Raw genomic sequence first — 26709 nt, forward strand, 5'->3', positions numbered from 1 at the left:
AGAGAGGGAGGTTCTGGCCCGGCCGTGAGTGGGGCCGGAGGGGGTCACCGGCCCGGGACGATCGCCTTCCTGGCCTCCGCCGGATCGTCGGCGGCCAGGGCGAGCCGGGCGTTGTCACGGCACCGCTCCAGGGAGTGGGCGGCGAGGCTCTCCCGTACCGCGGGGATCCCGGGCGCGGACATCGACAGGCTGGTGACGCCCAGCCCGACCAGGACGGTCGCCAGGAGCGGGTCGGCCGCCGCCTCGCCGCACACGCCGACGGGTTTGCCCGCCGCCTTTCCGGCCGCCGCGCAGTCGGCGATCAGCTGGAGCAGCGCGGCCTGCCAGGGGTCGAGCAGGTCGGCGAGTTCCCCGTGCTGCCGGTCGGAGGCGAAGGTGTACTGGCTCAGGTCGTTGGTCCCGATGCTCAGGAAGTCGAGCTCCTTCAGCAGGCGCCCGGCACGCAGCGCCGCGGCGGGCACCTCCACCATCGCCCCGACGCGCGCGATCCCCCGGGCACGGGCCCGTCCGGCGAAGTCGGCGGCCTCGCCCACCGTCGTCACCATGGGCGCCATCACCCACGGTTCGGCCCCGGTCGCGCGGGCCGCCTCGGCGATGGCGTCGAGCTGGGTGTCGAGCACCTCGGACCTGACCCGGGAGACCCGCAACCCCCGTACGCCCAGTGCCGGGTTGGTCTCCTCGGCCAGCCCGAGGAACGGCAGCGGCTTGTCCGTGCCCGCGTCGAGGGTGCGGACCACGACGTGCCCGCCGGGCGCGGCGCGGAAGACCGCGGCGTAGGCGGCCACCTGCTCCTCGTAGCCCGGCTCCTCGCGCCGGTCCAGGAAGAGGAACTCGGTGCGGAACAGCCCCACCCCCTCGGCGTCCACCCCCTCCGCGGAGGGAGCCCGGTCCCGCGGTGCGAGGTCGGCCGCCGAACCGATGTTGAGCAGCAGCTTGACCGGGTGGCCGTCGGAGGTCCGGCCGGGACCCCGGACGGTGCGCGTCCGGCGGCGGTCGTCGTCGGCCCGGCGCTGGATCTCGGCGGCGGCCTCCTCGCCGATACCGACCTCCACCTCGCCCCGCAGGCCGTCGACCGACACCCACGTCCCCTCGCCGATGTCACCGGCCCCCCGGCAGGCGACCACGGCGGGCAGGCCGCGGGCGCGGGCCAGGATGGCCGTGTGGCTGGTCGGGCCGCCCTTCTCGGTGACGAGGGCGAGGACGGATCCGGGGTCCAGGTTCACCGTGTCGGCGGGGGAGAGGTCCCCGGCGACCAGGACGAACGGGTGCCCGGGGTCGGGCACCCCGGGGACGGGCAGGCCCAGCGCCGCCGCCACGGCCCGGTTGCGGATGTCGTCGAGGTCCGCGGCGCGTTCGGCGAAGTAGCCGCCCGCCGCCAGCAGCGCGCGCCGGTGATGGGCGCAGGCCTCGTCGATGGCGTGCGCGGCGCTCTTGCCCGACCTGACGCTCGTCTCCACGGACTCGTGCAGGCTGGGGTCGTCGGCGATGAGGGACTGCGCCTCCAGGATCGCCTTCGCGTCGGCGTCGGGGGCCTTCTCCGCCCGCGCCGCCAGCTCGGAGACCGTGGCCCGCAGCGCCTCCATCGCCCGGTTGAGCTCGGCGCCGGCGTCGGTGACGGGGGAGGGTGCGGGCAGCTCCGGTGGACCGGCCATCCGGCAGACCCGTCCGGCGGCCCGGCCCGAGCTCACGCCCAGGCCCTTGAGCGTCTCAGCCACGGGAGGTCTCTTCGGCGTCGAGGTCGCGGGCGAGCAGCTCGGCGAGGACGTCGAGCGCCTCGTCGGCCCCCGGCCCCTCCGCCTCGATCGTGACCTCCGTGCCGTGCGTGGCACCCAGCGCCAGTACGGCGAGCATGCTGTTGGCCGGTACGGGCTTGCCGTCCCCGACGCGGATGCGGACGGGAATACCCTGCTTGGCCGCGGCCTGCACGAAGATCTTCGCGGGCCGGGCGTGAAGGCCCGTGCTTGAGGCGACGACCACTGTCCTCTCCGGCATCTCCGGTTCTCCTTCTGCGCGTTCTGCGAGTGGTGCGAGCTTGGCGGTCCTGTGCGGTTCTGTGCCGACCCTGTGCGGGTCCGCAGCGGGCTCTACAGCGGTCCTGCCGGGTCCGTATGCGGGGATCCTGTGCCGGGTCCATGCGGGACCCTGCGCCGGTCCTATGCGCGTACTGTGCGGTCCTGTGTGGCTCTGTGCGGTCCTTCGCCGGGCCCTCCCGCCGGGTTCGGCGGGAGGAGGCCGGAGCGGGTGGGCCGGTCAGGGTTCGATGGTCACCTTGATGGCCTCGCCCCTGCTCACGATGTCGATGCCCTCCAGGACCTCCGCGAGCGGCAACCGGTGCGTGATCAGGTCGGCGACAGGTACCGAGCCGTCGGCGATCAGCCCCAGGGCGCGGGCGTTGTGCGCCGGGCTGGACCCGTTGGCGCCGACGATGGTCAGCTCCCGGTAGTGGACCAGGTTGGAGTCGCACCGGATGATCGGGTTGTCCTTGGGCAGGCCGCCGAAGAAGCTGATCCGTCCCTGGCGGGCCGCCATTTGCAGCGCCTGCTCCTGGGCGGCTCCGGAGGCGGCGGCGGTGATGACGACGTCGGCCCCCCTGCCGTCGGTCAGCTTGAGCACCTGCTCGACGACGTCCTCGCCGTGGACGGCCGCGTCCGGGTGGACCAGCCCGGCGGCCATCTCCAGCCGCCCGGCGTTGATGTCGACGAGGAAGACCCGCGCCGCGCCCCGCGCCCGCGCCAGCCGCACGTGCAGGCAGCCGATCGGGCCCGAACCCATGATCACCACGTCGTCGCCCTCGCCCACGCGGGCCAGCTCCTGGCCGTTGAGCACACAGGCCAGCGGCTCGGCCACCGACGCCTCGGCGAAGCCGATCCCGTCCGGGACGCGGTTGACGCCGTCGACCGCGAGGACCTTCGCCGGGATGGTCATGTACTCGGCGAAACCGCCGTCGTAGTGGTAGCCCATCGACTCCTGGTTCGGGCAGACGGTCATCCGGCCCCGGCGGCACTCCCCGCACGTCCCGCAGGGGATCGCGGCGATCACCTGCACCCGGTCGCCCGGCGCCCACTCGCCCGCGTCGACGGCCTCGACCACCTCACCGGCGATCTCGTGCCCCATCACCCTGGGCGGCTTGATGTGGTGGTGGCCGTGCTTCTGGATCTTCGCGTCGGTGCCGCAGGTCGAGCAGTTGCGCACGCGTATCTTGATCTCGCCTGGTCCGGTGACGGGTTCCGGCGCCTCCTCGACGCGGATGTCGCCAGGGGCGTAGAAACGGGCGACCTTCACTGTGCTTCGTCCTCTTCGTTGGGTTGCAGCAGCCGGACCACTTCGGCGATCTCCGTCGCCTCGCGAAGGGCCCTGGCCTGGTCGGGATCCATCAGGATCTGGGCGAGTTCGGCGAGCAGCCGTACGTGGCCGTCGCCCTTGGCGGCGATGCCGACGCACACCGTCACCCGGTCGCCGTCCCAGTCGACGCCGCCGGGAAAGCGCACGACGCTGACGGCGTCGTGCCGGACGGCGTCCTTGGCGGCCAGGGTGCCGTGCGGGATGGCGACCCCCTCACCGACGTAGGTGGAGACCGAGCGCTCCCGTTCGAGCATGGTGTCGATGTAGGCGCTGTCCACCGCGCCGACGGCGAGCAGGGCCTCCCCGCACTGCCGGATCGCGTCGTCGCGGTCGGTGGCCGAGGCCGCCAGCCGGATGGCGCGCGGGTCCAGCGGCAGTGGCGCCGTCTCAGGCATCGACGGTGCCGCCGCTCTTGATCGTGCTGATCAGCTTGGTCACCGAGGGGTCTCCGATGAAGACCTGGAACGAGATCAGCACCTTGTCCGGAGCTCCGGCCCTGGCCCGGTTCGCCAGGCCGGCGTGGCAGAGCACCACGTCGGCGTCGGCGGGGATCGTGTTGACCGGGGTGTGCTCCACCTGGATGTTCTGGGCCTTCAACTGCTTGCGGAGCTGGCTGGCGAGCATGACGCTGCTGCCCATGCCCGCGTCGCAGGCGACGACGATCTTGTGGATGTCCTTGCTCTCGATGCTGGGCATCGGTCAGGCCTCCTTCACGGTGGGTGCGGTCGGCGATTTCTCGGCGGTCTCCTCGGGAGCCTCCTCGGGGGTCTCCTCGGTCTCGTCCTTGCCCCGCCCGAAGCCGAGGAGCGCCGACGCGACGGCGAAGGAGACGACGGTCGCGGCGAGGACGCCGGCGAGGGTGCCGAACCATCCGCCCCTGGGGGTCACCGCGAGGAAGGCGAAGATGCTGCCGGGCGACGGCGTGGCCACCAGCCCGGCCCCGGTCACGAGGAAGACCAGGACGCCCGTGGCGCCACCGGCGATGACCGCGAGGATCAGCCGGGGCTTCATGAGCACGTACGGGAAGTAGATCTCGTGGATGCCGCCGAAGAACTGGATGATGATCGCGGCGGGGGTGCTGGGGCGCAGCGCGCGGGGGCCGAAGAACATGAAGGCCAGGAGCAGGCCGAGGCCGGGACCGGGGTTCGACTCCAGCATGAACAGGATCGACTTGCCCGTCTCGGCCGCCTGCGCCACGCCCAGCGGGCCCATCACGCCGTGGTTGATGGCGTTGTTGAGGAACAACACCTTGGCGGGCTCGATCACGACCGAGGCCAGCGGCAGCAGGTTGTTACCGATCAGCCAGGCGACCGCGTCGCTCGCCACGTCGGTGATCGCGGCGACGACGGGGCCGATGGCCTTGAGTCCCACCAGGGCCATGGCGCCGCCGATGATGCCGGCGCTGAAGTTGTCGACCAGCATCTCGAAGCCGGCCTTGACACGGTCGGCGACGAGCCCGTCGAACAGCTTCAGGAGGTACGCGGTGAGCGGACCTATGATCATCGCGCCGAGGAACATCGGGCTCTCGGCGCCGGCGACGACGCCCATGGTGGCGACGGCGCCGACCACGGCGCCGCGCTGGCCGTGGACCATCCGCCCGCCGGTGTAGCCGATCAGGACGGGCAGCAGCACCTTGACGATCGGGTCGACCAGGACGGCGAACTCCTTGTTGGGGAGCCAGCCGGTGGGGATGAACAGAGCGGTGATCAGCCCCCAGGCGATGAACGCGCCGATGTTCGGCATGATCATCCCAGCGAGGTATCCGCCGAAACGCTGGATGCTCGCTCTCGCCCCGGTTCCTGTGACAGTCGGGGTGTATTCGCTCATGTGATTCTGCTCCTTCCGGGGTGGCCGGCTGGGCCGCCGGGCCTGGGGGGTGGATCTGTGCCGCTGTCAGCCCCCGGACCGCAGCGGCAGGGCGGGATCGGCTCCGGTGACGCGCACGTCGTCACGGTTGATGTGATGTGGGGAGGGCATCCGGCTTCCCGGCAGCCCGACCGCGGCGGTCGCCCAGGCCAGCGCCTCGACCAGCGCGCTCTCGCCGCGCGCCCCGCCCGCGAGGAATCCGGCGAGCATGGCGTCACCGGCTCCGACGGTGCTGCGCGGCTCGGCCACCGGGCACTGGCCGTGCCAGATCCGGTCGTCCTGCAGGAGGATCGCGCCGTCGGCGCCCAGGCTGGCCAGGACGGTGCCCGCGCCTCGCGCCCGCAGCTTCTCCGCGGCCTTGATGGCGTCGCCCAGGGACGAGATGACGATCCCGGTGGCCTCGCCCAGCTCCTCCCGGTTGGGCTTGACCAGGGCGGGGGCCTCGGAGAGCGCCGCGACGAGCGCGGGGCCGCTGGTGTCGACCGCGACGTTGATGCCCGCCTCGCTGAACCGCTCGCACAGGCGGGCGTAGACGTCGGCGGGCACCTCGGGCGGCAGGCTGCCCGAGGCGACCACCCAGTCCGCGGAGCTGGCCGCGCCGAGTACGGCCTCGGCGATGGTGTCGAGCTCGGCCGGCGACAGGGCCGTTCCCGGCTCGTTGACCTTGGTGACCGTGCCGTCGGGCTCGGCCAGCGCGACGTTCGACCGGGTGGTCCCGGCGACCGGAACCGTGATCATCTCGATGCCCTCGGACGAGAGCAGGCTCACCAGCTGCCGTCCCTCGTCGCCGCCGAAGGGGACGACCGCGCACGAGCGGACCCGGTTGGCCAGCAGCGCCCGCGAGACGTTGACGCCCTTGCCGCCGGGGTCGAGGTGGGCGGCGGCGGCCCGGATGACGGCCCCGCGGGTCAGTGACCCGACCTCGATCGTACGGTCCAGGCTGGGGTTGAGGGTGAGGGTGACGATCACGCCCGGATCACCTCGATCGCGGGTTCCGGGTGGGGGGTGGGGGAGAGGGGGATGGTCACGCCCGGACCACCTCCGGCCCGGCGGCGGCCATCTCGGCCGCGACCCCGGTGTCGAGCCCGGTGTCGCTGATCACCACGTCGATCTCCTGGATCGAGGCGAAGCGCGCCAGGTAGTTGTTGGCGAACTTGGTGTGGTCGGCGAGCAGCACGCACCGCTGCGCCGCGCCGATCATCGCCCGCTTGATGGCGGCCTCGGCCGGGTAGGGTGTCGTCAGCCCCTTGGCCACCGAGCACCCGTTGGCCGCCATGAACGCCACGTCCACGTGCAGGTCGGCGAGAGGGCGCAGCGCCCAGTCGTCGACGGTGGCCAGGGTCCGCCCGCGCACCCGCCCGCCCAGCATGATCACCGTCAGGTTGAGACGGGTGGCCATCGCCGTCGCCAGCGGCGGGGAGTTCACGATCACGGTCAGCTCCCGGTCGGCCGGGAGCGCCTGCACCAGCCTGCCGGTCGTCGAACCGGCGTCGATGATGATCGCGCCGTCCTCGGGGAGCTCGGCGAGTGCCGCCTTGGCGATGCGCTCCTTCTCCGCGATCAGCACCTCGTCGCGGGCGGCCAGCTCGGGCTCGAACCCCAGCCGCTCGACCGGGATCGCGCCACCGTGCACGCGCCGCAGCATCCCGGAGCGCTCCAGCGCGGTCAGATCGCGGCGGATGGTCTCGGTGGTGACGGCGAACTCCTCCGCCAGCGTCACCACGTCCACCCGGCCGATGGTCCGCGCCCGGCGCAGAATCTCCTGTTGCCGCTCCTCGGCGTACATGCTGTTGATTCACCACCGTTTCAGTGTTGTTTCAGCTTTATTTACACCCGAATGTGTTGGAAGGTCAATGGGTTGACTTCCTATCAAACCGGCATGAACATGAAAAAACCCCAGGTACCTGCCTGGAGGGTGAGGGTTCGGACGGGAGCGGGGGCGCGGTTGGCCCAGATTTTGGAATGCGTTGGAATTCCCGTGACCCTCGGCCCGGGGTGAGGCGGCGATCCGGCGTTCTCCCGGCGCGAGGGGGAACCCGAGGCTCTCCGGCGGGGACGGCGGGCGGTTCGCGCTTCCTCGGGGGAGGGGTTCCGGGGGAGTGCTACGGGACTCCCTTGATGCCGATCTTGGTGCCGATGGCTCCCCGGGTGCGGAGTCCCCTTGGTGCGGAGGACTCTCCTGGTAGGGAGGGTTCCCTGGTACGGAGGGTTTTCCCTGTCACCGGGGGTTCCCTCTGTCGCAGAGGAGTGGTCCCCTCAGCCGGGGAACGAGATGTGGGCGGGCGGCACGTGGGCGGCCGGCCAGACACCGTTGGCACTCACCCGGAACTCGTGACCCGCCCGGTGCATCTCCCCCGAGCGGACGACCAGCACGACCGGCCTGCCCCGGCGCGCGCCCACGCGTCCTCGCGACTCCCGGACGGTCGTCCGGGACCGGTGCGGGACGGGCTCAGCCGTCGGCGGCCCAGCCGTGGGTGCGCTTGAGGACGGCGGCCACGCGGGCGAAGCGCGCCCCGTCGAGGACGGAGCCTTCGCGCCGGATGTCGCCCTCACCGAGGGCGAAGACCCGGTCCAGGCGCAGGTAGGAGACCCGGTTCTCCCGGTCCCACTGGCCGGGGCCGATCTCCAGCCAGTCACCGGGATCGCCGCCGGCCCGGCTGGACAGCATCAGCGCGAGCAGCTTGCGCCCGTGGCGGCCGACGACCAGCAGCGGCCGGTCCTTGCCCCGGTCCGGATCCTCCTCGTAGGGGACCCAGGCCCAGACGATCTCGCCGGGGTCGGCGAGCCCGTCGAGGTCGGGGGAGTAGCTCAGGGTCGCGGTTCGGTCGACGCGGTAGACCTCGCTGACCGCGCCTCGGGCCGGTCGGGGGTCCTCGCCAAGATCACGCACGCGCACAGCCTATTTGCAGGGCCCGGCGGCCCTCCAAGGGGGACGGCCGAAGCGCGGCCCTTCGGAGGGCCGTCCGGGGAGGCGCGGGTGATCCGGCGTGGAAAAGCGGAAAGGCGGAAAGGTGTGACGCGGGAACGGCACAGAGGGCACGGAGAGGGCCGCTGAGGAGCGGTGGAGGAGGTGCGCCGCCCGCTGGCCGGGTGCCAGCAGGGCGGCCGAGGTCCGGGTGGGCGGATGCCCTGTCCGGAACCTGGTTCGGAGACGGCTCAGCCGCCGCTCTTACGGCGGAAGGAGCGCTTGGCCGCAGCCGGGCCGTGAGCACCGTGGATCTTCGAGGAGTTCTTCCCCTTGCCCCCGGCGCCCGCGTCCGCCTGGGCGAGCCTCTTACGCTCCAGCGCCTCGCGGAACTTGCGCTTCAGCTCGTCGTCGGAACTTTCGGAGCCTTCGGGCTCCGGCGTGGCGTCAGACATTACAGACCTCCTGATCTATCGGGCGGTCCAACCCCGACCAACAGGATCATCATCCTCTCATCCGGAACCTTCCGGCGTGCAGGCCCCCGGTTTCGGCTGTCAGAGAAAGGGGGAAGGGGACGAGCCTCGCCGGCGCACGTGTCAGTGCATGCCCAGGGCCATCATCAGCAGCAGGCCGGCCAGGTGGCCGACGACCACGAAGACGATCACGAAGACGAAGACGAACTTCGCCGGGCCGTGCTCGAAGTGCCGGCCCTCCTTGAGGATGGCACGCCTGGCCTGGCGCTCGGCGATCCGCTCCTCGATCGGCTTGCTGTGAAACATGGGGATCCTTTGCTCGCCGATGATTGGGGCGATAATAGTTTGTACACTAATTATCGTACTATGTCGGTTGGAGGCGTGCACGTGAGTGACATGGTCGACCCCCTGAGCCTGGACCGTCAGGTGTGCTTCGCCCTGGCGATCGCCGCGCGCAACGTCGTCGGCCTCTACCGGCCCCTGCTGGAGCCGATGGGGCTCACCCACCCCCAGTATCTGGTCATGCTCGCCCTCTGGGAGCGGGCACCGCTGTCGGTCAAGGAGCTGAGCAAGCTACTGAGACTCGACCCCGGTACGCTGTCCCCGCTGCTGAAGCGTCTTGAGGCCGTCGGCTACATCCGGAGGCGGCGTGACAGCCAGGACCAGCGTGTCCTGGCCGTCTCGCTCACACCGGAGGGCCTCGCGCTGCGGGACGAGGCGGAGAAGGTTCCGCCGGCGATCGTCAAGCGTCTGGGCATGAACCTGGAGGAGCTCCAGGAGCTTCACCGGTCGCTGACGCGGGTGATCGCCGCGGCGGACGGCACGCATCACTGATTCGCGGAGAATCAGAGGACAGGGAGAGGAAAGGCTCATGGCTGGAAGTCACGGGGGAAGCCCCAAGTCTTGGCTCGCGGTGATCGTCATCCTGCTGGGGTTCACCGTGGGGGGCGTCGCCCTGTGCCTCGGCCCCAACTGGACGTTCTTCTGGGTGGGGGCCGGGATCGTCGCGATCGGCGGCGTGATCGCCCTCGCGGTCGACATCTTCTCGGACGTCATCATCGACGCGCCCCGCGTGCCGATGGACCAGGGCAACAGCTGATCAGACCTCCTGCAGCGCCTCATCGACGGAGCCGAAGACCTCGAAGGAGGGGCGTAGGCCGGTGATGGTGAGGATCCGCTCCAGGGTGCCGTGCACGCCGACGAGGGCGAGCCGGATGCCCAGGGCGCGGCTCCGCCGGAGCGCCAGGATCAGCTCAGCGACCCCGGTGGAGTCGCAGAAGGTGAGGCCCGTGACGTCGGCCACGACCACGGAGGGCGCGTCGGCCCACGCCTTGTCCATCTCCGCGCGAAGGGCGGGGGAGTGCTGATAGTCGAGCTCTCCGAGCGCCCGGACGACGAACACCGTCCCGAGCAGGCTCGATGAGACCGTGAAAAAGGCCATGCTGCGCTCCTTTGCCCGCGGGTGGCAGGGCGGGCTGCCTTTTTACTACCAGTTCCGAGGCCGCCGCGCCCCGACGGGACCTCAAATGATCCGGTAGAGCAGCTCGGGCCGTCCGAGTCCACCGTACTGGGGCACCCGGTGTGTGATCCCGCTCTCCGTCAGATGCTCCAGGTATCGGCGGGCGGTCACCCGGGAGACGCCGATCGCCGCCCCGGCGGTCTGGGCCGACAGGCCGCCGGGTGCCCTGCGCAGCTCAGCCAGTACGGCGTCGAGGGTGGCCTGCGTCATCCCCTTCGGCAGGAGGCTCTGCGCCGGGCCCCGCAGTGCCGCCAGCGCGCGGTCCACCTCGCCCTGGCCGCTCGCCTCTCCCACACCCTCCACCGACGACCGGAACTCGGCGTAGCGGGTGAGCTTCTCGTTCAGCGAGGCGAAGGTGAACGGCTTGAGCAGATACTGGGCCACGCCGACGGAGACCGCCGACCTGACCACCGACAGGTCCCGCGCCGAGGTGACCGCGATGACGTCCGACATCACGCCCGCAGCCCGCAGCGCCCGGCACACCTCCAGCCCGTGCATGTCCGGCAGGTAGAGGTCGAGCAGGATCAGGTCGACGGGGTGCCGCCGCAGGAAGCGCAGCGCGTCGCCGCCCGACCTGACCACCCCCGCCACCCTGAAGCCGGGCACCCGCTCCACGAAGACCCGGTTCGCCTCGGCGGTGATCTCCTCGTCCTCGACGACCAGTACCGAGATCATGAGGTGCCCCTCCCGCGCAGTGGCAGCCGTACGGTGAACACCGCGCCCGTCCCGCTCTCGGCCGGCCGTTCGGTGTCTTCCCCGCCCGCGTCCGCGCGAGCGGCCCCCGAGGCCGGGCCCGGTACGGGCAGACCCGGCTCAAGCGTCCGCGCCACCCCGGCCCGGCCCGCTTCCCGGGCCCGGCCCACTCCGACCGGCTGATCAACCTCGGCCGGGTCCGGTTCCGCGATCCGGCCCCTCTCTGCCACCTGATCCGGCTCGATCGCCCCGCCGACCTCGATCGTCCCGCCCATGCGGCGGACCGCCTGGCCGACCATGGCCAGGCCGAGGCCGCGGCCGTCGCCCTTGGTGGTCCATCCGCGCCGGAAGGCCTCGCCCGCCGTCGCCGGGTCGAGGCCCTGGCCGCTGTCCGCCACGCTGATCACGAAGGTCGTCTCGTCGGCGCGCAGCCGCACCTCCACCCGCGCGGGCCGGGTGCCCGACATGGCCGCGTCCGCCGCGTTGTCTATCAGGTTGCCGACGATCGTCACCAGGTCGCGGGTGTCCAGGCCGAGGTCGTCCAGCTCGCTGTCCGGGGTGATCGCCAGCTCCACCCCCCGCTCCCCGGCCTCGGCGCTCTTGCCCAGCAGCAGCGCGGCGAGCACGGGTTCGCGGACGGCGCCCACCACCCGGTCGGTGAGCTGCTGCGCGGCCTTGATCTCCTCGGTCGCGAACGCCACCGCCTGCTCGGCGCGGCCCAGCTCGACGAGGGTGATGACCGTGTGCAGCCGGTTGGCCGACTCGTGCGCGGCGGCCCGCAGGGAGTCGGCGAAGCCGCGCTCCGCGTTGAGCTGCCCGGTCAGGGACTGCAACTCCGTGTGGTCGCGAAGGGTGACCACGATGCCGAGCGAGCGGCTGCCGGAACGGACCACCGCCACGTTCACCACCAGCGTCCGCTCCCCGGTCATGTGGATCTCGTCGGTACGGTTCTCGCCCGCCGAGAGCCGTTCGCTCAGCGAGGAGGGGAGGCCCAGGCGGCTCACGTGCCTGCCGTTCACCTCGCCCGACAGGCCCAGGAGCTCCCTGGCGCCGTCGTTGCAGAGCGTCACCGTACCCGCGTCGTCGACGAGCAGCAGCCCCTCGCGTACGGCGTGCAGGATCGCGTCGTGGTACTCGTACATCCGGCTCAGCTCGGCGGGGCCCATCCCGTGCGTCTGGCGGCGCAGCCGGGTCCCGACCAGGTAGGTGCCCACCCCGCCGACGGACAGGCCGAGCAGGCCGATCAGCATGGCGCCGGTGATCTGGCCGCGGAGCCTGACGCTGATCTTGCTGATGGTGATGCCCGCGCTGACCAGGGCCTTCACCTCGCCGCGGACATCGCGGACCGGGGCGACGGCGCGGACCGAGGGGCCGAGCGTGCCGGTGTAGGTCTCGGTGAAGATCTGCCCCGACAGGGCGGGCGCGGTGTTGCCGAGGAACCGGCGGCCGATCTGAGCGGGGTTGGGATGCGTGTAGCGCACGCCGTCGAGGCTCATGATCGTGACGAAGTCGACCCCGGTCTCCCGCCGCACCCGTTCCGCGTACGGCTGCAGGACCGCGGAGTCGCCCAGCGAGGCGAGGACGGAGGGGGAGTCGGCCACGCTGACGGTCACCGCCCTGGCGGTGCCGACGGCCTCCTCGATGAGCAGGTCACGCATCTGCAGGAACGCCAGCAGGGCGCCACCGGTCACGGTGACGCCGACGACGACGATCTGGAGTGCCAGCATCTGCCTGGCGAGACTCCAGTCGCGGATACGTCTGGGAAGTTTCCGCAAGTTCACGAACGAAATGTACGCAATGGTGACTTAGATCACAGGGCCGGGCCATAGTCGCTCGACCGGATTCTTCTTCTAGCGCGTGGAGCACGCATGAGCGCGGCCCGAGACAAAACACATTACCTGTACATAGCCGTCATCGCTGCCGTGGTCCTCGGTATCGCGATCGGGTTCGCGGCCCCCGACGTCGGTATAGCGCTGAAGCCGCTCGGCACCGCCTTCGTCGCCCTGATCAAGATGATGATCAGCCCCATCATCTTCTGCACCATCGTGCTCGGCGTCGGATCGGTCACCAAGGCCGCCAAGGTCGGCCGGGTCGGCGGCCTCGCGCTCGGCTACTTCATCGCCATGTCGACCGTCGCGCTGGGCATCGGCCTGCTGGTGGGCAACCTGGTCGACCCCGGACAGGGCCTGCAGCTCACCGACGAGCTCCGCAAGGCCGCCGAGGCCGAGGCGGCCAAGGGAGGTGAGACCGACACGGTGACGTTCCTGCTCGGGATCATCCCCACCACGCTGGTGTCGGCGTTCACCGAGGGCCAGGTACTGCAGACCCTCCTGGTCGCGCTGCTCACCGGGTTCGCCCTCCAGGCGATGGGCGAGCGCGCCAAGCCCATCCTGAACGGCATCACGCACATCCAGCGGCTCGTCTTCCGGATCCTCGCCATGATCATGTGGGCCGCCCCGGTCGGCGCCTTCGGCGCGATAGCCGCGGTCGTCGGCGCCACCGGCATGGACGCGCTCAGGAGCCTCGGCGTCATCATGCTCGCCTTCTACCTGACCTGCGTGCTCTTCGTGTTCGTCATCCTCGGCCCGATGCTCTGGCTGGTGGCGCGGGTCGGCCTGTTCTCGCTGTTCCGCTACCTGGGCAGGGAGTTCCTGCTGATCCTGTCGACCTCGTCGTCGGAGTCGGCCCTGCCCCGCCTGATCGCCAAGATGGAGCACCTCGGCGTGAGCAAGCCCGTCGTCGGCATCACCGTGCCGACCGGGTACTCCTTCAACCTGGACGGCACGGCCATCTACCTCACCATGGCCACGCTGTTCGTCGCGAGCGCCACCGGCGCCCCGCTCGCCTTCGGCGAACAGATCTCCCTGCTGGTCTTCATGATGATCGCGTCGAAGGGCGCCGCCGGGGTCACCGGAGCGGGCCTGGCCACCCTCGCGGGCGGCCTGCAGTCCCACCGCCCCGACCTGGTCGACGGCGTCGGCCTCATCGTCGGCATCGACCGCTTCATGTCCGAGGCGCGCGCGCTGACCAACTTCGCGGGCAACGCGATCGCCACCGTCCTGATCGGTACCTGGACGGGCGAGTTCGACAGGGAACGCGCGACCGAGGTGCTGACGGGTAAGGCGCCGTTCGACGAGACGACCCTCCTCGACGAGGACAAGGACGGCGACGACACCCCGCCGCCCGCCACGCGGTCGGACGACCCGGCCATGTCCCCGGTGTAGCCGGGGTAGCGACGGCTGCCCTCCAACGGGCGTACGGGCCGGTGGTGAACGCTCTTCTCGGGGGGCGTCCACCACCGGCCCGTAGGCGTGGGGGCGGTCTCATGAGAACGCCCGTCACCGGCCCGTAGGCGTGAGGGCGGGTCCGCGGGAGTGTCCCGCCGGGCCTGTATGAGAGCGCTCGCCATCGGCCTTGTCCGCGTGAGGGAGCGCCCTCCGGGTCCGCGCGGGTGGGGGCGGGCCCGCGGGCCGTACGGTCACCGGCTTCCCGCAGGCCGACGGCGTTGACACCTCTGGTGCGGCGCCCTAGTTTGTGCAGGCTCAGACGATTGATCGAGGAATCGAAGGGGAGCGGTGGATGGCCGTCATCGATGCCCACCAGCACTTCTGGAACCTGGAGACGGGCTCCTACTCCTGGCTGACGCCGGAGGCGGGGCCGCTCTACCGCACCTTCACTCCCGAGGAGCTCCTCCCGCAGCTCGCCGCCGCCGGGGTGGAGCGGACCGTGCTGGTCCAGGCCGCCGACACCTACGCCGACACCGACGCGATGCTCGCGCAGGCGGACGCCCACGACGTCATCGCCGCGGTGGTGGGATGGGTGCCGCTGAACCGGCCCGACGAGGCGGCCGAGGCGCTGGAGCGCTACCGCAGGCATCCGAGGTTCGCCGGGATCAGGCACCTCATCCACGACGATCCCGACCCCGACTGGGTCGTCCAGGGCACGGTGGTCGAGAGCCTGGGCCTGCTCGCCGCGGCGGGGCTGCCGTTCGACGTGGTCGCGGTGCTGCCCAGGCACCTGGAGCACGTGCCGTTCCTCGCCGAGCGCGTCCCCGGGCTGCGGCTGGTCATCGACCACCTGGCCAAGCCGCCGATCAGGGAGAAGGGGTGGGAGCCGTGGGCGTCGCTGATCGCCCGCGCCGCCGAGCACCCCAACGTGTACGGCAAGGTGTCCGGCCTCAACACCGCCGCCGACCCCGAGACCTGGACCGCCGAGGACCTGCGCCCCTACGTCGACCACGCGCTTGAGGTGTTCGGCCCCGAGCGGCTGATGTTCGGCAGCGACTGGCCCGTGGCCGTCCTCGCGGGCGACTACGCCAAGGTCTGGGAGGAGACCGGGGTGCTGCTGTCGGGTCTCGACGCCGCCGGAAGGGACGCCGTCCTCGGCGGCACCGCCGCGCGCTTCTACGGCATCGAGACCTGACCGGCTGACCAGGGCCGACCCGCGTCCTCAGGCCGATTCGCGCAGGAAGCCGATGCCCGCCGCGAGGCCGCGGATGTCGACGCCGAGGCCGCGCAGGATGGCGACCGAGGCGTTCGAGCCGTCGGCCAGCAGGCCCTTCAGCAACCCCTCGCCGGTCACCTTCGAGCCGGTGCCGGAGGTGTGCAGGGCGACCTCGACGACCTTCCGCGCCCTGGCGGTGAGGAGCAGGTCACCGGCCGGGCCGCTGAGCGTCACGTTCAGCGGCCGAAGCCGGGAGCGCGTCAGCCGCCACGCCAGGGGGTCTTCCCGCCGGGTCGGCAGGCGTCGTCTGACCTCGTCCAGGTCGACGCCGATGGAGGCGAGCAGCTCGCGGTCGCCCGCCCGGCCCGTCGCGGCCTCGCGGTTCCCGATCTCCGTGCCGACCGCCTCCGGGGTGACCGCGAAATCCGCCACCGGCCACGACTCGGCCAGGGCGAGCAGGAACATGTCCTCGTCGAGTGTGGCGCGGCCGTGGTCGAGCGCCAGCAGTCCGGCGCGGACCGTGGTCCGCCGGGCTTCGGGGGTGAATCTCGTGAACATCGTCAGCTCCCGCCCTCGGTGATCCGGTGTGCGTGCTTGCGGTGTGCCGTCTGCCGCCTGACGCCGAGCGCCGCGGCGATGACCTCCCAGGACGAGCCCCGGTTCCTGGCCTCGATGACGTGCGCGGCCTCGAGCTCCTCCAGGAGCCTGCGCAGCGCCGCCACGGCCGCCAGCGCCACCACCGGATCCTCGCCGTCGACGGCCTCGGCGAGCTTGTTCAGCGATCCCATGCCGTCAGCATAGGCTGACAGACGCATTTTGTCAGCACTTGCTGACAACATTCCGGTGCCTCGCCGCGTTCCGGGCGGAGACACGCTAGCGTGCGGGGGTGGACAAGACCTTCACCGTCGAGGAGGCGCGGGCGCTCATGCCCGTGCTGCTGGAGCGGGCCGCCGCGTTCGTGGCGATGCGGGGTGAGCTGGCCGAGCTCGCGTACGAGCTCCGCAGCACCGGGACCTCCGAGGCCGGTGGGCTGGCCGAGGCGAAGGCCTACGAGGCCAGGCTGGAGGAGATCCTCGGCTGGTTCGAGGAGCGGGGCATCGAGGTCAAGGGCGTCGCGCCCCTGCTGGTCGACTTCCCCTCGGTGCTCGACGGGGTGCGGGTGCGGTTGTGCTGGCTCGAAGGGGACCGCGAGCTGGTGTGGTACCACCGAGACGAGCTCGGCTTCGCCGGTCGCAGGCCCCTTCCCTGACCGCGTTCCCCGGGGTTCCCCGGGGTTGCCGGGAGCCCGGCTACTCGATCACCAGGTTGACCGGGATGTTGCCCCGGGTGGCGTTGGAGTAGGGGCAGACCTGGTGGGCGGCCTCCACGAGGGCGGTTCCGGCCTCCCCGTGCAGCTCGTCGGGCAGCTCGACGCGCAGCGTCACGGTGAGCGCGAAGCCCTTGCCCTCCGGGACGAGGCTCACCTCGGCGGTCACCGACGCCTCGGAGACGTCGGCCTTCCGCTTCCGGCCGACCAGCTGGAGCGCGCTGGCGAAGCAGGCGGCGTATCCGGCCGCGAACAGCTGCTCGGGATTGGTGCCCTCGCCGGAGCCGCCCATCTCCTTCGGCGGCGTGAGGGCCACGTCGAGGCGCTTGTCGGACGAGACCGCCCGTCCTTCCCGGCCGCTGGCGGTGGCGATGGCGGTGTAGAGCGTGCTCATCGGGATCCTCTCTCGATTTTGGACAACTCAATTGTGTACAATTTAGTTGATGACAGTCAAGGTCGGTACAATCGATGACGTGAAGATCTCCGTCGACAATCTGGTCTGCTTCGACGTGCACGCGGCGTCCCGCGCGCTGGACGCCGTCTACCGCAGGGTGCTGAGCGAGCTCGGCCTGACCTACCCGCAGTACCTGGTCATGATGGTGCTCTGGGAGCGCGAGCCGGTCACGGTCAAGGAGCTCGGCGTCAGGCTGCGGCTCGACTCGGGCACCCTGTCCCCGCTGCTGAAGCGGCTGGAGGCGGCGAGCCTGGTCCGCCGCGAGCGTAGCGCCGACGACGAGCGGTCCGTGCTGGTACGGCTCACCTCCAAGGGCGTCCAGCTGGGGGATCGGGCCTGCGACGTCCCCGCCCAGATCTTCGAGGCGGCCGGTCTCGCCCCCGCCGAGGTCCACGACCTGCAACACACCCTGCGCCGCGTCATCGCCTCCCTCGACGAGTCGGCGCGATGACCACGGCCGACGACGTACGCCGCGTCGCGATGGCGCTGCCCAGGACCGAGGAGAGGCTCGTCAGGGACCGGGTGACGTTCCGGGTGGGACGGATCGTCTACGCCGCGATCTCGCCGGACGAGACCTCGATGGGCTTCGGCTTCCCCAGGGAGGAGCGGGCCGCGCTGGTCGCGGCCGAGCCGGAGAAGTTCCACATGCCCCGGCCCTCCGACGAGCGCTACCACTGGGTCCGGGTGTGGCTCGCGGCGATCGACGAGGCCGAGATGCGCGAGCTCGTCGAGGAGGCGTGGCGGATGGCCGCGCCCAAGAGGCTCGCGGCCGCCCATCTCGGAGAGCGGGTGATCAGGAGGTTCCGCTGAGATGGACCTCCCGGGCCAGCTTCGTCGTCTGGGCGGTGGAGCGCTGCCAGGTGGTCCCCGCGGGGTGGGCGGTGAGCAGGACCATGATCCAGCGCTCCTTGGGGCCGACGAGCCCGGTGGTGTGCAGGACCGGGCGCCCCAGGTCGGGCACCGGCCCGGCGTGGGCGGGTGCGGCCTGTGCGGCGAGCGTGGAGCCGGTGGCGGACGCGGGACGCGCGGTGAGCGGGACGTCGCCCCCGGACGCGGGCCCGGCGGCGGTCGCGGACGCGGTCGCGGTGGAGGACGCGGAGGAGGCCGAGGTCGTCGAGGTCGTCGAGGTCGCGGGCCGGGTGGTGGACGAGGGGGAGGTCGCGGGGCGGCAGCGGACCGGGGGCGTGGAGCCGTACCCCGACCAGCCCTGCTTGACCGCCCACGGCCCGCGCACCGCGCGGGGGATGCCGAAGTACTGGTCGAAGCCGTCGGAGCCGCACTGGCCCGACCTGCGCAGGTGGCCCAGGATCAGGCCGCTGACCGTGGGGTCGGCCTGGTCGAGCAGGTAGCGGTAGGTCTTGACGACGTCCATCGCGCTGAGTGAGGTGTAGCCCCAGAAGCCCGGCTTGTCGGCCGGTGGGGGAGCGGTGTCGGTGAGCCGCAGCTTGCGCGCCATCCGCTGGATGATCCTGCCCTGGCCGCCCCGGGTCCAGAAGGACGTCGCGGCGCCGTCGTCGCTGACCCGCAGCATGACCTTGAGCAGCGCCAGGTCTCCCTTGGGAACGCTCTTGCGCGACTCCAGATAGTCGATCGCGATGAGGATCTTCACCACCGACGCCGACCGGAACCTCCGGTGCGCGTCGCGGTACTCGGTCACCTTCGCGGCCTGCCGGTCGAAGACCACGTACCCGGCCGTCACCCCCGCCGGGACGTGTGGCTTGCCGGGGGCGGTGGCCGAGGCCGGAGCCGGAGCCGCGATAAGCGGGAGGACTGTCGCGAGAGCTACCAGAAAACGCGTCACGGGATGAATGCCTATCAGATCCCGGTACCGGCGAGCCAACCTCCGCGATATAACCGACTAAACATGTAGAGATTAAGGGTTTTGGTGTTATTGTCGTCGTATGTCGGCAGTTCCCTTGCATCTCGCCGTCGCGCTCGACGGCGCCGGATGGCATCCCGCGGCCTGGCGTGACCCCGCCGCCTCCCCGAAAGACCTGTTCACCGCCGCCTACTGGGCCGCCCTGGTGGCCGAGGCCGAGCACGGCCTCCTCGACTTCGTCACCATCGAGGACTCCCTCGCCCTGCAGACCACGCGCCTGGACGGCCACGACGGCCGTACCGACCAGGTGCGCGGGCGTCTGGACGCCGTCCTCGTCGCCTCCAGGATCGCCCCGCTGACGAGCAGGGTCGGGCTGGTGCCCACGGTCACCACCACGCACACCGAGCCCTTCCACGTCGCCAGTTCCATCGCCACCCTCGACTACGTCAGCTCCGGACGGGCCGGATGGCGCGCCCAGATCTCCGGGCGCCACACCGAGACCGCCCACTTCGGCCGCCGGGAGGTTCCCGAGCTGACGCCGGAGAGCCTCGGCGACATCGACGGGTCTCCCCTGGTGCGGGAGCTGTTCGGCGACGCCGCCGACGCCGTGGAGGCGGTGCGGCGCCTCTGGGACAGCTGGGAGGACGACGCGGTCATCCGCGACGTGGCCACCGGCAGGTTCGTCGACCGCGACAGGCTCCACTACGTCGACTTCGAGGGCGAGCACTTCACCGTCAAGGGGCCCTCCATCGTGCCGAGGCCACCCCAGGGGCAGCCGCTGGTCACCGCGCTGGCCCACTCCCGGCAGCCGTACGAGTTCGCCGCGCGCGGCGCCGACGTCGTCTACGTCACGCCGCACGACACCGAGCGGGTACGGGCCGTCGTGACGGAGGTACGCGAGATCGCCGGAGAGGTGCGCGACCCGGGCGCCGACGAGCTGAAGATCTTCGCCGACCTCGTCGTGTTCCTGGGAGAGGACGGGGACGAGGCCCGCGAGCGCAGGGCCCGGCTCGACGAACTCGACGGCGCCGCGTACACCTCCGACGCCGCGATCTTCACGGGCACGCCCGGCGAGCTCGCCGACCTGCTCCTGGAGTGGCGCGCGGCCGGTCTGCAGGGCTTCAGGCTCCGGCCCGCCGTGCTGCCGACCGACCTGAACGCGATCACGCGCGGCCTGGTGCCCGAGCTCCAGGGACGCGACGCCTTCCGCCGCGCGTACGAGGCCGACACGCTGCGCGGCCACCTCCGCCTGCCCCGACCCGCCAGCCGCTACGCAGGGAGCCGACGATGAAGCAGGTCATCCTCGCCGCCCACTTCCCGGGCGTGAACAACCACACGGTCTGGAGCGATCCCGCCTCGGGCAGCCAGATCGACTTCGCCTCGTTCACCCACCTGGCGCGGACCGCCGAGCGGGGGAGGTTCGACTTCTTCTTCCTCGCCGACGGGCAGCGGCTGCGCGAGCAGCGCGGCAGGATCCACGACCTCGACGTGGTCGGCCGCCCCGACTCGCTCACCGTGCTCTCCGGCCTGGCCGCGGTCACCGACCACCTGGGCCTGGCCGGGACGATCAACGCCACCTTCAACGAGCCGTACGAGCTCGCCCGCAAGCTCGCCACCCTCGACCACCTGTCCGGCGGACGGGCCGGGTGGAACGTCGTCACCTCCTCCGACGCGTTCACCGGGGAGAACTTCCGCCGGGGCGGTTTCCTGGAGCACGCGCGGCGCTACGAGCGGGCCGAGGAGTTCGTGCGGACCGTCAACGAGCTCTGGGACTCGTGGGCCGCCGAGGACCTCGTCGCGGACCCGTCGGCGGGCACGTTCGCCAGGGCGGAGGCGGGGGAGTTCGCCCACCGGGGCGCCCAGTTCGACATCGGCGGCCACTTCACCGTGCCGCGCAGCCCGCAGGGCCGCCCGCTCACCATCCAGGCCGGGGACTCCGAGGGGGGCAGGGCCTTCGCGGCGGCCACCGCCGACGCCATCTTCTCCCGGCACAGCAGGCTCCAGGAGGGGCAGGCCTTCTACCGGGACGTCAAGTCGAGGCTGGCCGCGCACGGCCGGTCGCCCGACTCCCTGAAGATCCTGCCCGGTGTCACGTTCGCGCTCGGCGACACCGACGCCGAGGCCCAGGAGAACGCCGACCACATCCGCCGCCAGCAGGTCAGCCCGCAGACCGCGATCCTGCTGCTGGAGCAGCTGTGGAACCGCGACCTGTCGGCCTACGACCCCGAGGGCCCGCTGCCCGAGATCGACCCGGACGTCTCGGACGACTCGATCATCAAGGGCCGGACCCGGATGTCCCGCGACCCGCTCAAGACGGCGGCGGAGTGGCGGGCCCTGGCCGAGTCCAAGAAGCTCGGCATCCGCGACCTGATCATCGAGGTGACCGGCAGGCAGTCCTTCATCGGCTCGCCCTCGCGCGTCGCCGAGGAGATCAACGAGTTCGTGCAGAGCGACGCCTCCGACGGCTTCATCCTGGTGCCGCACCTCACCCCCGGTGGCCTGGACGCCTTCGTCGACACGGTCGTACCGCTGCTGCAGGAGCGCGGGGTCCTCCGCGCCGAGTACGAGACCACCACGCTGCGGGGCCACCTCGGCCTGGAGAACGAACGATGAAATTTCTGGCCATCACCCTGATCGTTCACGGTCCCGATCCCATCACCGGTGAGCTCAAGTCGACCAACGCGCGCCTGCGCGAGGTGGTCGAGAACGCCGTACTGGCCGAGGAGCTCGGTTTTGACGGCTTCGGCGTCGGGGAGCGGCACGAGCGCCCGTTCATCTCCTCGTCCCCGCCGGTCGTGCTCAGCCACATCGCGGCCAGGACGTCGGCGATCAGATTGTTCACCGCGGTCACCACGCTGAGCCTGCTGGACCCCGTACGGGCCTACGAGGACTACGCCACCCTCGACCACCTCTCCGGTGGCCGTCTGGAACTCATCATCGGCAAGGGCAACGGCGCCGCGCAGGCCCAGCTGTTCCACGTGACCGGTGAGGACCAGTGGGACCGCAACCGGGAGGGCTACGAGCTGTTCCGCCGCCTGTGGCGGGAGGACAGGGTGACCTGGTCGGGGAGGTTCCGGCCGTCCCTGACCGACGCGGAGACCTGGCCGCGCCCGCTGCAGCGGCCCGTCCGCGTCTGGCACGGCAGCGCCACCAGCGAGGAGTCGGTGGAGCTCGCCGCCCTGTACGGGGACCCGCTCTTCTCCGCCAACGTCAGCAACCCGGTCGAGCCGTACGCCGAGCTGGTCCGCCACTACCGGGAACGCTGGGAGTTCCACGGCCACGACCCCGCCGACGCGCTGGTGGGCGCGGGCACCGCCGGATACTACGCGACCAAGAACTCCCAGGACGCGATCGAGACCTACCGGCCGATCTTCAACGCCAGGCTGGAGCTGTTCAAGAAGGTCGGGGTGACCCCGGTCTTCCACACCCTGGAGGACGCGATCGAGCGCAGCTCGATCCTGGTCGGCAGCCCGCAGCAGATCATCGACAAGGTCCACCGCTACCACGAGCGGCTCGGGCACGAGGTGATGCACCTGCACGCCGACGCGGACGGCCTCACCGACAAACAGCACCGGACGGCCCTGGAGCTCTTCCAGAGTGACATCGCCCCCGTGCTGCGCGCGGAGATCCCCAGCAGGCCGTTCCCCCGGCACGAGGACTCCGAGCGGTCCGAGCGGTCCGAGCCGCTCGGGAGCCGGAGCCCCGGGAGCTCGCGGGACGAGAGGCGGCCATGACCTCCCTGTCGATCCTCGACCTGTCCCCCATCCCCTCCGGCGGCACCGCCGGCGACGCGCTGCGCAACACCCTGGACCTGGCCCGGCGGGCCGAGGGGTTCGGCTACCGCCGCTACTGGGTCGCCGAGCACCACCTCGCGCCCGGCGTCGCCGGCGCCGCCCCCGCCGTGCTCATCGGCCTGGTGGCCGCCGCGACCAGCACGATCAGGGTCGGCTCGGGAGCCGTCCAGGTCGGCCACCAGACCGCGCTGTCCGTGGTCGAGCAGTTCGGTCTCGTCGACGCGCTCCACCCGGGCCGCGTCGATCTCGGCCTGGGCCGGTCGGGCCAGCGCACGGCCGAGATCGCCGAGCTGGCGAAGAAGGCGCCGCCCCCGCCGAAACCCGCCAGGGTCGTGGACGGGCTGCTCATCCCGGAGGCGTTCTCCTTCGCCGCGCTCGCGAAGTCGCCGCTGTTCTCCCTGTACGGCGCGCTGCTGCAGCAGCCGGGCGCGGAGAGCCCCGACTTCGCCGACCAGGTGGACGACATCGCGGCACTGCTGGCCGGGACCTACCGTTCCCCCGAGGGGGTGGCCGCGCACGCCACGCCGGGCGAGGGCGCGGACCTCCAGGTGTGGATCCTGGGCAGCAGCGGCGGGCAGAGCGCGCAGGTGGCGGGGGAGCGGGGACTGCCGTTCGCGGCGAACTACCACGTCAGCCCGTCCGGGGTGCTGGAGGCCGCGGAGGCGTACCGGGAGGCGTTCAAGCCCTCGGAGGTCCTCGCCGAGCCCTATCTGGTCGTCTCTGCCGACGTCGTCGTGGCGGAGGACGACGAGACGGCCCGGGAGCTCGCCTCCCCGTACGGGCTCTGGGTCCGCAGCATCCGCACCGGCGCCGGGGCGATGCCGTTCCCGACACCGGCCGAGGCCGCGGCCCACGAGTGGACGAAGGAGGACCGCGCGCTGGTCGCCGACCGGCTGGCCACCCAGTTCGTCGGCTCCCCGCGGACCGTCGCGGAGAGGCTGCGCGTGCTGCGCGACGTCACCGGCGCCGACGAACTGCTCGTCACCACCATGACCCACGACCACGCCGACCGGGTCCGCTCCTACGAGCTGCTCGCCGAGGAATGGGAGGGGTCCGCCGCAGGACACTGAGCCCCGGCCGCGCTCCGGGCCCGCGCTTCGCGGCCCCGGGGCGCGACCTGTGCCGGAGCGGGGTCTCCGCGAGGCCCCGCTGTGGGGCCGCCCGTAGGGCCCGCCGCAGGGGCGCCGTGGGGGCCGCCGTGGGGCTCGCCGCAGGGCCCGCCGTGAGGCCGTCGAGAACGGGTCGCCGGACCGCCGGGTCACTTCCGGCCGGTCCGGAAACGGGCCTCCGGCGCGTGCGGACGGGACATCGCGCGGAACCGGACCGCGAGGGATTGCATAGGAAACTTTCCTATTGAATACTGCGATGGGCAGGCCAGTCCCCCCCGATCTCACCCCTCGCGTCCTCGGTACACCGCCCGGTGAGCCGCCGCCCCCCGGACCGGGCGCCCACCCGGTGACCTCCCGTCCCGGCCGGGCCGCCGCGAGGAGGGCTTCCGCACCGAGACATGCCACGGCCATTCTCCGCCCCAAGGAGGTCCCCATGCTCCGAAGCGTCCTCGCGACGGCCGCCTGCGCCGTGCTCGCCGGTGCCGCCGTGCTCACCCTCGGCTCCCCGGCGCGGGCCGCGGCCGGTCCCGCCCGGAGCGCCGCGTCGCTCGCCACGGTCGACCTGGTCTTCAGCCCGCTGTACGTCGGCGACTACTGCAGGGCCAAGGTGAACTCGGCGGCCTACATCGGCTTCTACCGGAACAACGGCATCAGCTGCCACGGGTCGGGGTATCTCGGGCAGGGAGACCCGTACCTGGCGTGCAAGTACCTGACCACCGACGTGGTGATGAGCGCCCTGCCCGGCCCGTACGAGGCACTGCTCTGCCGCGTGATCCGCTGAGTCTCCAACCCTCGGCACCCGGCGGCGGCTACGGTCGCCACCGCCGGGTGCCGGAAATTTTTTCCCGGAAGATCCGGTGGGATGTCGAGAACCCGTCGCGGGCTCCGACGTCCCGGGTGAGACGCCCCGCGCCGGGGCGTCCGCGCGATCCGTCACCGGAGGAGAGCCGGTGGAGACCGGTGAGAACCGGAGGAGAACGGCTCTTCGCCGGGTGCGGGAAAGGACGACCCTGTGAAAACCTCTGCTCTCGGGAGCATCCTGCTTGGCAGCGCCGACCCGGCCAGGCTCCGCGCCTGGTATCTCGCGGCGCTGGAACCCGAGCACTTCGGAGACAACTTCATCGACTTCGGCGGTGTCCGGGTGCTCTTCGAGAACCGGGCCGACGTCGCCCCGGCGACCGCCGAGCCCGGACGGGTGATCTTCAATTTCCACGTGGAGGACGCCCACGCCACGGCCGGGCATCTCGACGGCCTGGGGGTGACCTGGCTGGTCGAGATCGAGCGGCGGGAGGTCGGGCTGTTCGGCACGCTGGTCGACCCGGACGGCAACTACATCCAGATCATCGAGCTCACCGAGGAGTATCTCGCCACCATGAGGCGATGACCTGTCCGGGAAACGACGGGAAGAGAAGGAGAAGGCATGTTCCGGCAGAGCAAGGCGTTCAGTGGGTTCGCGGTGGACGACGTCGACACGGCGAGGAGGTTCTACACCGAGACCCTCGGACTGGAGGTGTCCGAGGAGAACGGCATACTGACCCTGCACCTCGCCGGGGGCGGGAACGTGCTGGTCTACCCGAAGCCCGGCCACGTCCCGGCCTCGTACACCATCCTCAACTTCCCGGTGGACGACATCGACGCCGCCGTGGACGGGCTGGTCGGGCGCGGGGTGGTCTTCGAGCGGTACGACGACTTCCCGCAGGACGACAGGGGCGTCGTGCGAGAGGGAGGCCCCTACATCGCGTGGTTCAAGGACCCCGCGGGCAACATCCTGTCCGTGCTCCAGGAGAGATGACCGGCTGAGTGCCGGAGACCCCGCCCGGCCCGCCGCTCCGGCGGGCCGGGCGGGACTCAGGCGCGCTTGGCGATGGCGGTGATGAAGGGCTGGACGAGCCGCGCGGCCAGCGGGCCGAACGCGGCGAGGATGAGGACGTACGCGGCGGCCAGCGGTCCCAGGTCGGGATGGACCCCGGCGGCCACCGCGAGCCCGGCGATCACGATGTTGAACTCGCCCCGGGGGATGAGCGCGATACCGGCCCGCGCCCGCCCGGCCTTGGCGATGCCCGCCCGGCGGGCGGCGTAGGCGCCGGTGAGCAGCTTCGTGATCATGCTGACCAGGGCGAGCAGCGCGGCCAGCCCGGCGACCGGCAGGATCTTGCCCGGGTCGGTCTGCAGGCCGAAGAAGACGAAGAACACCGCGGCGAACAGGTCGCGGATCGGGGTGAGCAGCGCCTGCGCGTCCTCGGCCAGCTCGCCCGAGAGCGCGATGCCGACCAGGAAGGCGCCGACCGCGGCCGAGACCTGCAACTGCTGCGCCACCCCGGCGACCAGCAGCGCGAGGCCGACGACCTTCAGCAACAGCACCTCGGAGTTGGGGCTGGAGACGAAGGCCTCGATGAACCTGCCGTAGCGGAGCGCGACCAGCAGCACGACGCTGACCGTGGCCAGCGCGATCGCCACGGTGACCGCGCCACCGGCGAAGCTCACCCCGGCCAGCACCGCGGTGAGGATCGGCAGGTAGACGGCCATCGTCAGGTCCTCGAAGACCAGCAGCGACAGCACCACCGGCGTCTCGCGGTTACCGATCCACCCCAGGTCGGACAGGACCTTCGCGGTGATGCCCGAGGAGGTCGCGTACGTGACACCGGCCATCGCGATGGCGGCCACCGGACCCCAGCCCAGCAGCAGCGCGGCGATCGCGCCCGGCGCCGCGTTGAGCACCAGGTCGACGACGCCCGCGCGCGCGTTGCCCTTCAGGCTCGTCACGAGCTCGTCGGCGTTGTACTCCAGGCCGAGGGTGAGCAACAGCAGGATCACGCCGAGCTCGGCGCCGACCGCGATGAACTCCTCGCTGGTGGCGAGGGGCAGGATGCCGCCGGTGCCGAAGGCCAGACCGGCGATGAGGTAGAGGGGGATGGGCGAGATGCCCACCTTCAGGGCGAGTGCTCCAAGTATGCCGAGCCCAAGAAGGACAGCACCGAGCTCAAGG

The 26709-nt window shown here is 71.5% G+C and carries 34 protein-coding genes; 14 read left to right on the forward strand and 20 right to left on the reverse strand.

Annotated elements, in window-relative coordinates:
- Positions 1 to 44 precede the first annotated feature (44 nt).
- The 12 genes from ptsP to ABD817_RS27690 form a co-directional block, all read right to left on the reverse strand.
- Positions 45 to 1715: a phosphoenolpyruvate--protein phosphotransferase gene (gene ptsP / locus ABD817_RS27635; RefSeq protein WP_344921092.1), complete on the reverse strand. Its 1671-nt coding sequence runs from the start codon at positions 1713 to 1715 to the stop codon at positions 45 to 47.
- A complete protein-coding gene (locus ABD817_RS27640; protein ID WP_344921093.1) occupies positions 1708 to 1992 on the reverse strand; it encodes an HPr family phosphocarrier protein in 285 nt (94 codons plus the stop codon). Before ABD817_RS27640 ends, ptsP begins: the two co-directional genes overlap by 8 nt.
- A 258-nt stretch (positions 1993 to 2250) precedes the next feature.
- Entirely contained in the window at positions 2251 to 3282 is a 1032-nt protein-coding gene (locus tag ABD817_RS27645) for a zinc-dependent dehydrogenase (RefSeq protein WP_344921094.1), read from the reverse strand.
- Positions 3279 to 3737 carry a PTS mannitol transporter subunit IIA gene (locus tag ABD817_RS27650; protein ID WP_344921095.1) on the reverse strand — a complete coding sequence of 153 codons (459 nt, stop codon included), beginning with the start codon at positions 3735 to 3737 and terminating at the stop codon, positions 3279 to 3281. The genes ABD817_RS27645 and ABD817_RS27650 overlap by 4 nt, the downstream gene beginning before the upstream one ends.
- A complete protein-coding gene (locus ABD817_RS27655) occupies positions 3730 to 4038 on the reverse strand; it encodes a PTS lactose transporter subunit IIB (protein ID WP_344921096.1) in 309 nt (102 codons plus the stop codon). Before ABD817_RS27655 ends, ABD817_RS27650 begins: the two co-directional genes overlap by 8 nt.
- Before the next feature lie 3 nt (positions 4039 to 4041).
- Positions 4042 to 5169 carry a mannitol-specific PTS transporter subunit IIC gene (gene mtlA, locus ABD817_RS27660; protein WP_344921097.1) on the reverse strand — a complete coding sequence of 376 codons (1128 nt, stop codon included), beginning with the start codon at positions 5167 to 5169 and terminating at the stop codon, positions 4042 to 4044.
- A gap of 66 nt (positions 5170 to 5235) precedes the next feature.
- Positions 5236 to 6177: a 1-phosphofructokinase gene (gene pfkB / locus ABD817_RS27665; protein ID WP_344921098.1), complete on the reverse strand. Its 942-nt coding sequence runs from the start codon at positions 6175 to 6177 to the stop codon at positions 5236 to 5238.
- Between the two features lie 55 nt (positions 6178 to 6232).
- On the reverse strand, positions 6233 to 6994 hold the full coding sequence (locus ABD817_RS27670) for a DeoR/GlpR family DNA-binding transcription regulator (RefSeq protein ID WP_344921099.1): 762 nt from the start codon (positions 6992 to 6994) through the stop codon (positions 6233 to 6235).
- 470 nt (positions 6995 to 7464) lie between these two features.
- Positions 7465 to 7608, reverse strand: coding sequence for an RNA 2'-phosphotransferase family protein (locus ABD817_RS27675; protein ID WP_344921100.1), 144 nt, complete (start codon positions 7606 to 7608; stop codon positions 7465 to 7467).
- A 49-nt stretch (positions 7609 to 7657) separates the two neighbouring features.
- Complete coding sequence (locus ABD817_RS27680) at positions 7658 to 8098, reverse strand: type II toxin-antitoxin system PemK/MazF family toxin (RefSeq protein WP_344921102.1); 441 nt, start codon at positions 8096 to 8098, stop codon at positions 7658 to 7660.
- 266 nt (positions 8099 to 8364) lie between these two features.
- Complete coding sequence (locus ABD817_RS27685; protein ID WP_344921103.1) at positions 8365 to 8568, reverse strand: DUF5302 domain-containing protein; 204 nt, start codon at positions 8566 to 8568, stop codon at positions 8365 to 8367.
- Positions 8569 to 8709: 141 nt separating this feature from the next.
- Positions 8710 to 8892: a hypothetical protein gene (locus ABD817_RS27690; protein ID WP_344921104.1), complete on the reverse strand. Its 183-nt coding sequence runs from the start codon at positions 8890 to 8892 to the stop codon at positions 8710 to 8712.
- A gap of 90 nt (positions 8893 to 8982) precedes the next feature.
- Here ABD817_RS27690 and ABD817_RS27695 point away from each other — a divergent pair, with 90 nt between their 5' ends.
- Both ABD817_RS27695 and ABD817_RS27700 read left to right on the forward strand, forming a co-directional pair.
- Positions 8983 to 9420, forward strand: a complete 438-nt coding sequence (locus tag ABD817_RS27695; RefSeq protein ID WP_425583416.1) for a MarR family winged helix-turn-helix transcriptional regulator — start codon at positions 8983 to 8985, stop codon at positions 9418 to 9420.
- Positions 9421 to 9457: 37 nt separating this feature from the next.
- Complete coding sequence (locus tag ABD817_RS27700; RefSeq protein ID WP_329079483.1) at positions 9458 to 9685, forward strand: HGxxPAAW family protein; 228 nt, start codon at positions 9458 to 9460, stop codon at positions 9683 to 9685.
- Here the strand turns inward: ABD817_RS27700 and ABD817_RS27705 are convergent, their stop codons facing one another.
- The 3 genes from ABD817_RS27705 to ABD817_RS27715 form a co-directional block, all read right to left on the reverse strand.
- Entirely contained in the window at positions 9686 to 10027 is a 342-nt protein-coding gene (locus ABD817_RS27705) for an STAS domain-containing protein (RefSeq protein WP_344921106.1), read from the reverse strand.
- 81 nt (positions 10028 to 10108) lie between these two features.
- Positions 10109 to 10780: a response regulator gene (locus ABD817_RS27710; RefSeq protein ID WP_344921107.1), complete on the reverse strand. Its 672-nt coding sequence runs from the start codon at positions 10778 to 10780 to the stop codon at positions 10109 to 10111.
- Positions 10777 to 12579 carry a sensor histidine kinase gene (locus tag ABD817_RS27715; protein ID WP_344921109.1) on the reverse strand — a complete coding sequence of 601 codons (1803 nt, stop codon included), beginning with the start codon at positions 12577 to 12579 and terminating at the stop codon, positions 10777 to 10779. The genes ABD817_RS27710 and ABD817_RS27715 overlap by 4 nt, the downstream gene beginning before the upstream one ends.
- Before the next feature lie 87 nt (positions 12580 to 12666).
- Here ABD817_RS27715 and ABD817_RS27720 point away from each other — a divergent pair, with 87 nt between their 5' ends.
- Together ABD817_RS27720 and ABD817_RS27725 are read left to right on the forward strand one after the other, a co-directional pair.
- Positions 12667 to 14022, forward strand: coding sequence for a cation:dicarboxylate symporter family transporter (locus tag ABD817_RS27720; RefSeq protein WP_344921110.1), 1356 nt, complete (start codon positions 12667 to 12669; stop codon positions 14020 to 14022).
- Positions 14023 to 14377: 355 nt separating this feature from the next.
- Complete coding sequence (locus ABD817_RS27725) at positions 14378 to 15220, forward strand: amidohydrolase family protein (protein WP_344921111.1); 843 nt, start codon at positions 14378 to 14380, stop codon at positions 15218 to 15220.
- Between the two features lie 27 nt (positions 15221 to 15247).
- Here ABD817_RS27725 and ABD817_RS27730 read toward each other — a convergent pair whose 3' ends face one another.
- Positions 15248 to 15799, reverse strand: coding sequence for a hypothetical protein (locus ABD817_RS27730; protein ID WP_344921112.1), 552 nt, complete (start codon positions 15797 to 15799; stop codon positions 15248 to 15250).
- Between the two features lie 2 nt (positions 15800 to 15801).
- Positions 15802 to 16029: a helix-turn-helix domain-containing protein gene (locus tag ABD817_RS27735; RefSeq protein ID WP_344921113.1), complete on the reverse strand. Its 228-nt coding sequence runs from the start codon at positions 16027 to 16029 to the stop codon at positions 15802 to 15804.
- Positions 16030 to 16127: 98 nt separating this feature from the next.
- Here ABD817_RS27735 and ABD817_RS27740 point away from each other — a divergent pair, with 98 nt between their 5' ends.
- Entirely contained in the window at positions 16128 to 16490 is a 363-nt protein-coding gene (locus tag ABD817_RS27740; protein ID WP_344921114.1) for a DUF2203 domain-containing protein, read from the forward strand.
- Between the two features lie 40 nt (positions 16491 to 16530).
- Here the strand turns inward: ABD817_RS27740 and ABD817_RS27745 are convergent, their stop codons facing one another.
- Positions 16531 to 16941: an organic hydroperoxide resistance protein gene (locus ABD817_RS27745; RefSeq protein ID WP_344921115.1), complete on the reverse strand. Its 411-nt coding sequence runs from the start codon at positions 16939 to 16941 to the stop codon at positions 16531 to 16533.
- Between the two features lie 79 nt (positions 16942 to 17020).
- On the opposite strand from ABD817_RS27745, the gene ABD817_RS27750 reads away from it, so the two are divergent.
- Positions 17021 to 17452 (forward strand): MarR family winged helix-turn-helix transcriptional regulator, encoded by a 432-nt coding sequence (locus ABD817_RS27750; RefSeq protein ID WP_344921116.1) that lies wholly within the window; start codon positions 17021 to 17023, stop codon positions 17450 to 17452.
- On the forward strand, positions 17449 to 17811 hold the full coding sequence (locus ABD817_RS27755) for an MmcQ/YjbR family DNA-binding protein (RefSeq protein ID WP_344921117.1): 363 nt from the start codon (positions 17449 to 17451) through the stop codon (positions 17809 to 17811). Before ABD817_RS27750 ends, ABD817_RS27755 begins: the two co-directional genes overlap by 4 nt.
- On the opposite strand, the gene ABD817_RS27760 is transcribed toward ABD817_RS27755, so the two are convergent.
- Positions 17795 to 18802 carry a hypothetical protein gene (locus ABD817_RS27760; protein WP_344921118.1) on the reverse strand — a complete coding sequence of 336 codons (1008 nt, stop codon included), beginning with the start codon at positions 18800 to 18802 and terminating at the stop codon, positions 17795 to 17797. The genes ABD817_RS27755 and ABD817_RS27760 overlap by 17 nt on opposite strands.
- 100 nt (positions 18803 to 18902) lie before the next feature.
- Here ABD817_RS27760 and ABD817_RS27765 point away from each other — a divergent pair, with 100 nt between their 5' ends.
- The 7 genes from ABD817_RS27765 to ABD817_RS27795 all read left to right on the forward strand — a co-directional run bounded on the left by ABD817_RS27765 (position 18903) and on the right by ABD817_RS27795 (position 25515).
- Positions 18903 to 20111, forward strand: a complete 1209-nt coding sequence (locus ABD817_RS27765; RefSeq protein ID WP_344921119.1) for an LLM class flavin-dependent oxidoreductase — start codon at positions 18903 to 18905, stop codon at positions 20109 to 20111.
- Positions 20108 to 21433 (forward strand): NtaA/DmoA family FMN-dependent monooxygenase, encoded by a 1326-nt coding sequence (locus ABD817_RS27770; RefSeq protein WP_344921120.1) that lies wholly within the window; start codon positions 20108 to 20110, stop codon positions 21431 to 21433. The genes ABD817_RS27765 and ABD817_RS27770 overlap by 4 nt, the downstream gene beginning before the upstream one ends.
- The gene (locus ABD817_RS27775; RefSeq protein WP_344921121.1) at positions 21430 to 22554 is read left to right on the forward strand and encodes an LLM class flavin-dependent oxidoreductase; all 1125 of its coding nucleotides are present in this window, start codon (positions 21430 to 21432) and stop codon (positions 22552 to 22554) included. The genes ABD817_RS27770 and ABD817_RS27775 overlap by 4 nt, the downstream gene beginning before the upstream one ends.
- On the forward strand, positions 22551 to 23684 hold the full coding sequence (locus tag ABD817_RS27780; protein ID WP_344921122.1) for an MsnO8 family LLM class oxidoreductase: 1134 nt from the start codon (positions 22551 to 22553) through the stop codon (positions 23682 to 23684). The genes ABD817_RS27775 and ABD817_RS27780 overlap by 4 nt, the downstream gene beginning before the upstream one ends.
- A 472-nt stretch (positions 23685 to 24156) precedes the next feature.
- Entirely contained in the window at positions 24157 to 24504 is a 348-nt protein-coding gene (locus ABD817_RS27785) for a hypothetical protein (protein WP_344921124.1), read from the forward strand.
- A gap of 231 nt (positions 24505 to 24735) precedes the next feature.
- Positions 24736 to 25107: a VOC family protein gene (locus ABD817_RS27790; protein ID WP_344921125.1), complete on the forward strand. Its 372-nt coding sequence runs from the start codon at positions 24736 to 24738 to the stop codon at positions 25105 to 25107.
- A gap of 36 nt (positions 25108 to 25143) precedes the next feature.
- On the forward strand, positions 25144 to 25515 hold the full coding sequence (locus tag ABD817_RS27795) for a VOC family protein (protein WP_344921126.1): 372 nt from the start codon (positions 25144 to 25146) through the stop codon (positions 25513 to 25515).
- Between the two features lie 56 nt (positions 25516 to 25571).
- On the opposite strand, the gene ABD817_RS27800 is transcribed toward ABD817_RS27795, so the two are convergent.
- Positions 25572 to 26651 carry a cation:proton antiporter gene (locus ABD817_RS27800; protein WP_425583413.1) on the reverse strand — a complete coding sequence of 360 codons (1080 nt, stop codon included), beginning with the start codon at positions 26649 to 26651 and terminating at the stop codon, positions 25572 to 25574.
- Positions 26652 to 26709 lie beyond the last annotated feature (58 nt).

Source organism: Streptosporangium oxazolinicum, assembly GCF_039537505.1.
Lineage (GTDB): Bacteria > Actinomycetota > Actinomycetes > Streptosporangiales > Streptosporangiaceae > Streptosporangium > Streptosporangium oxazolinicum.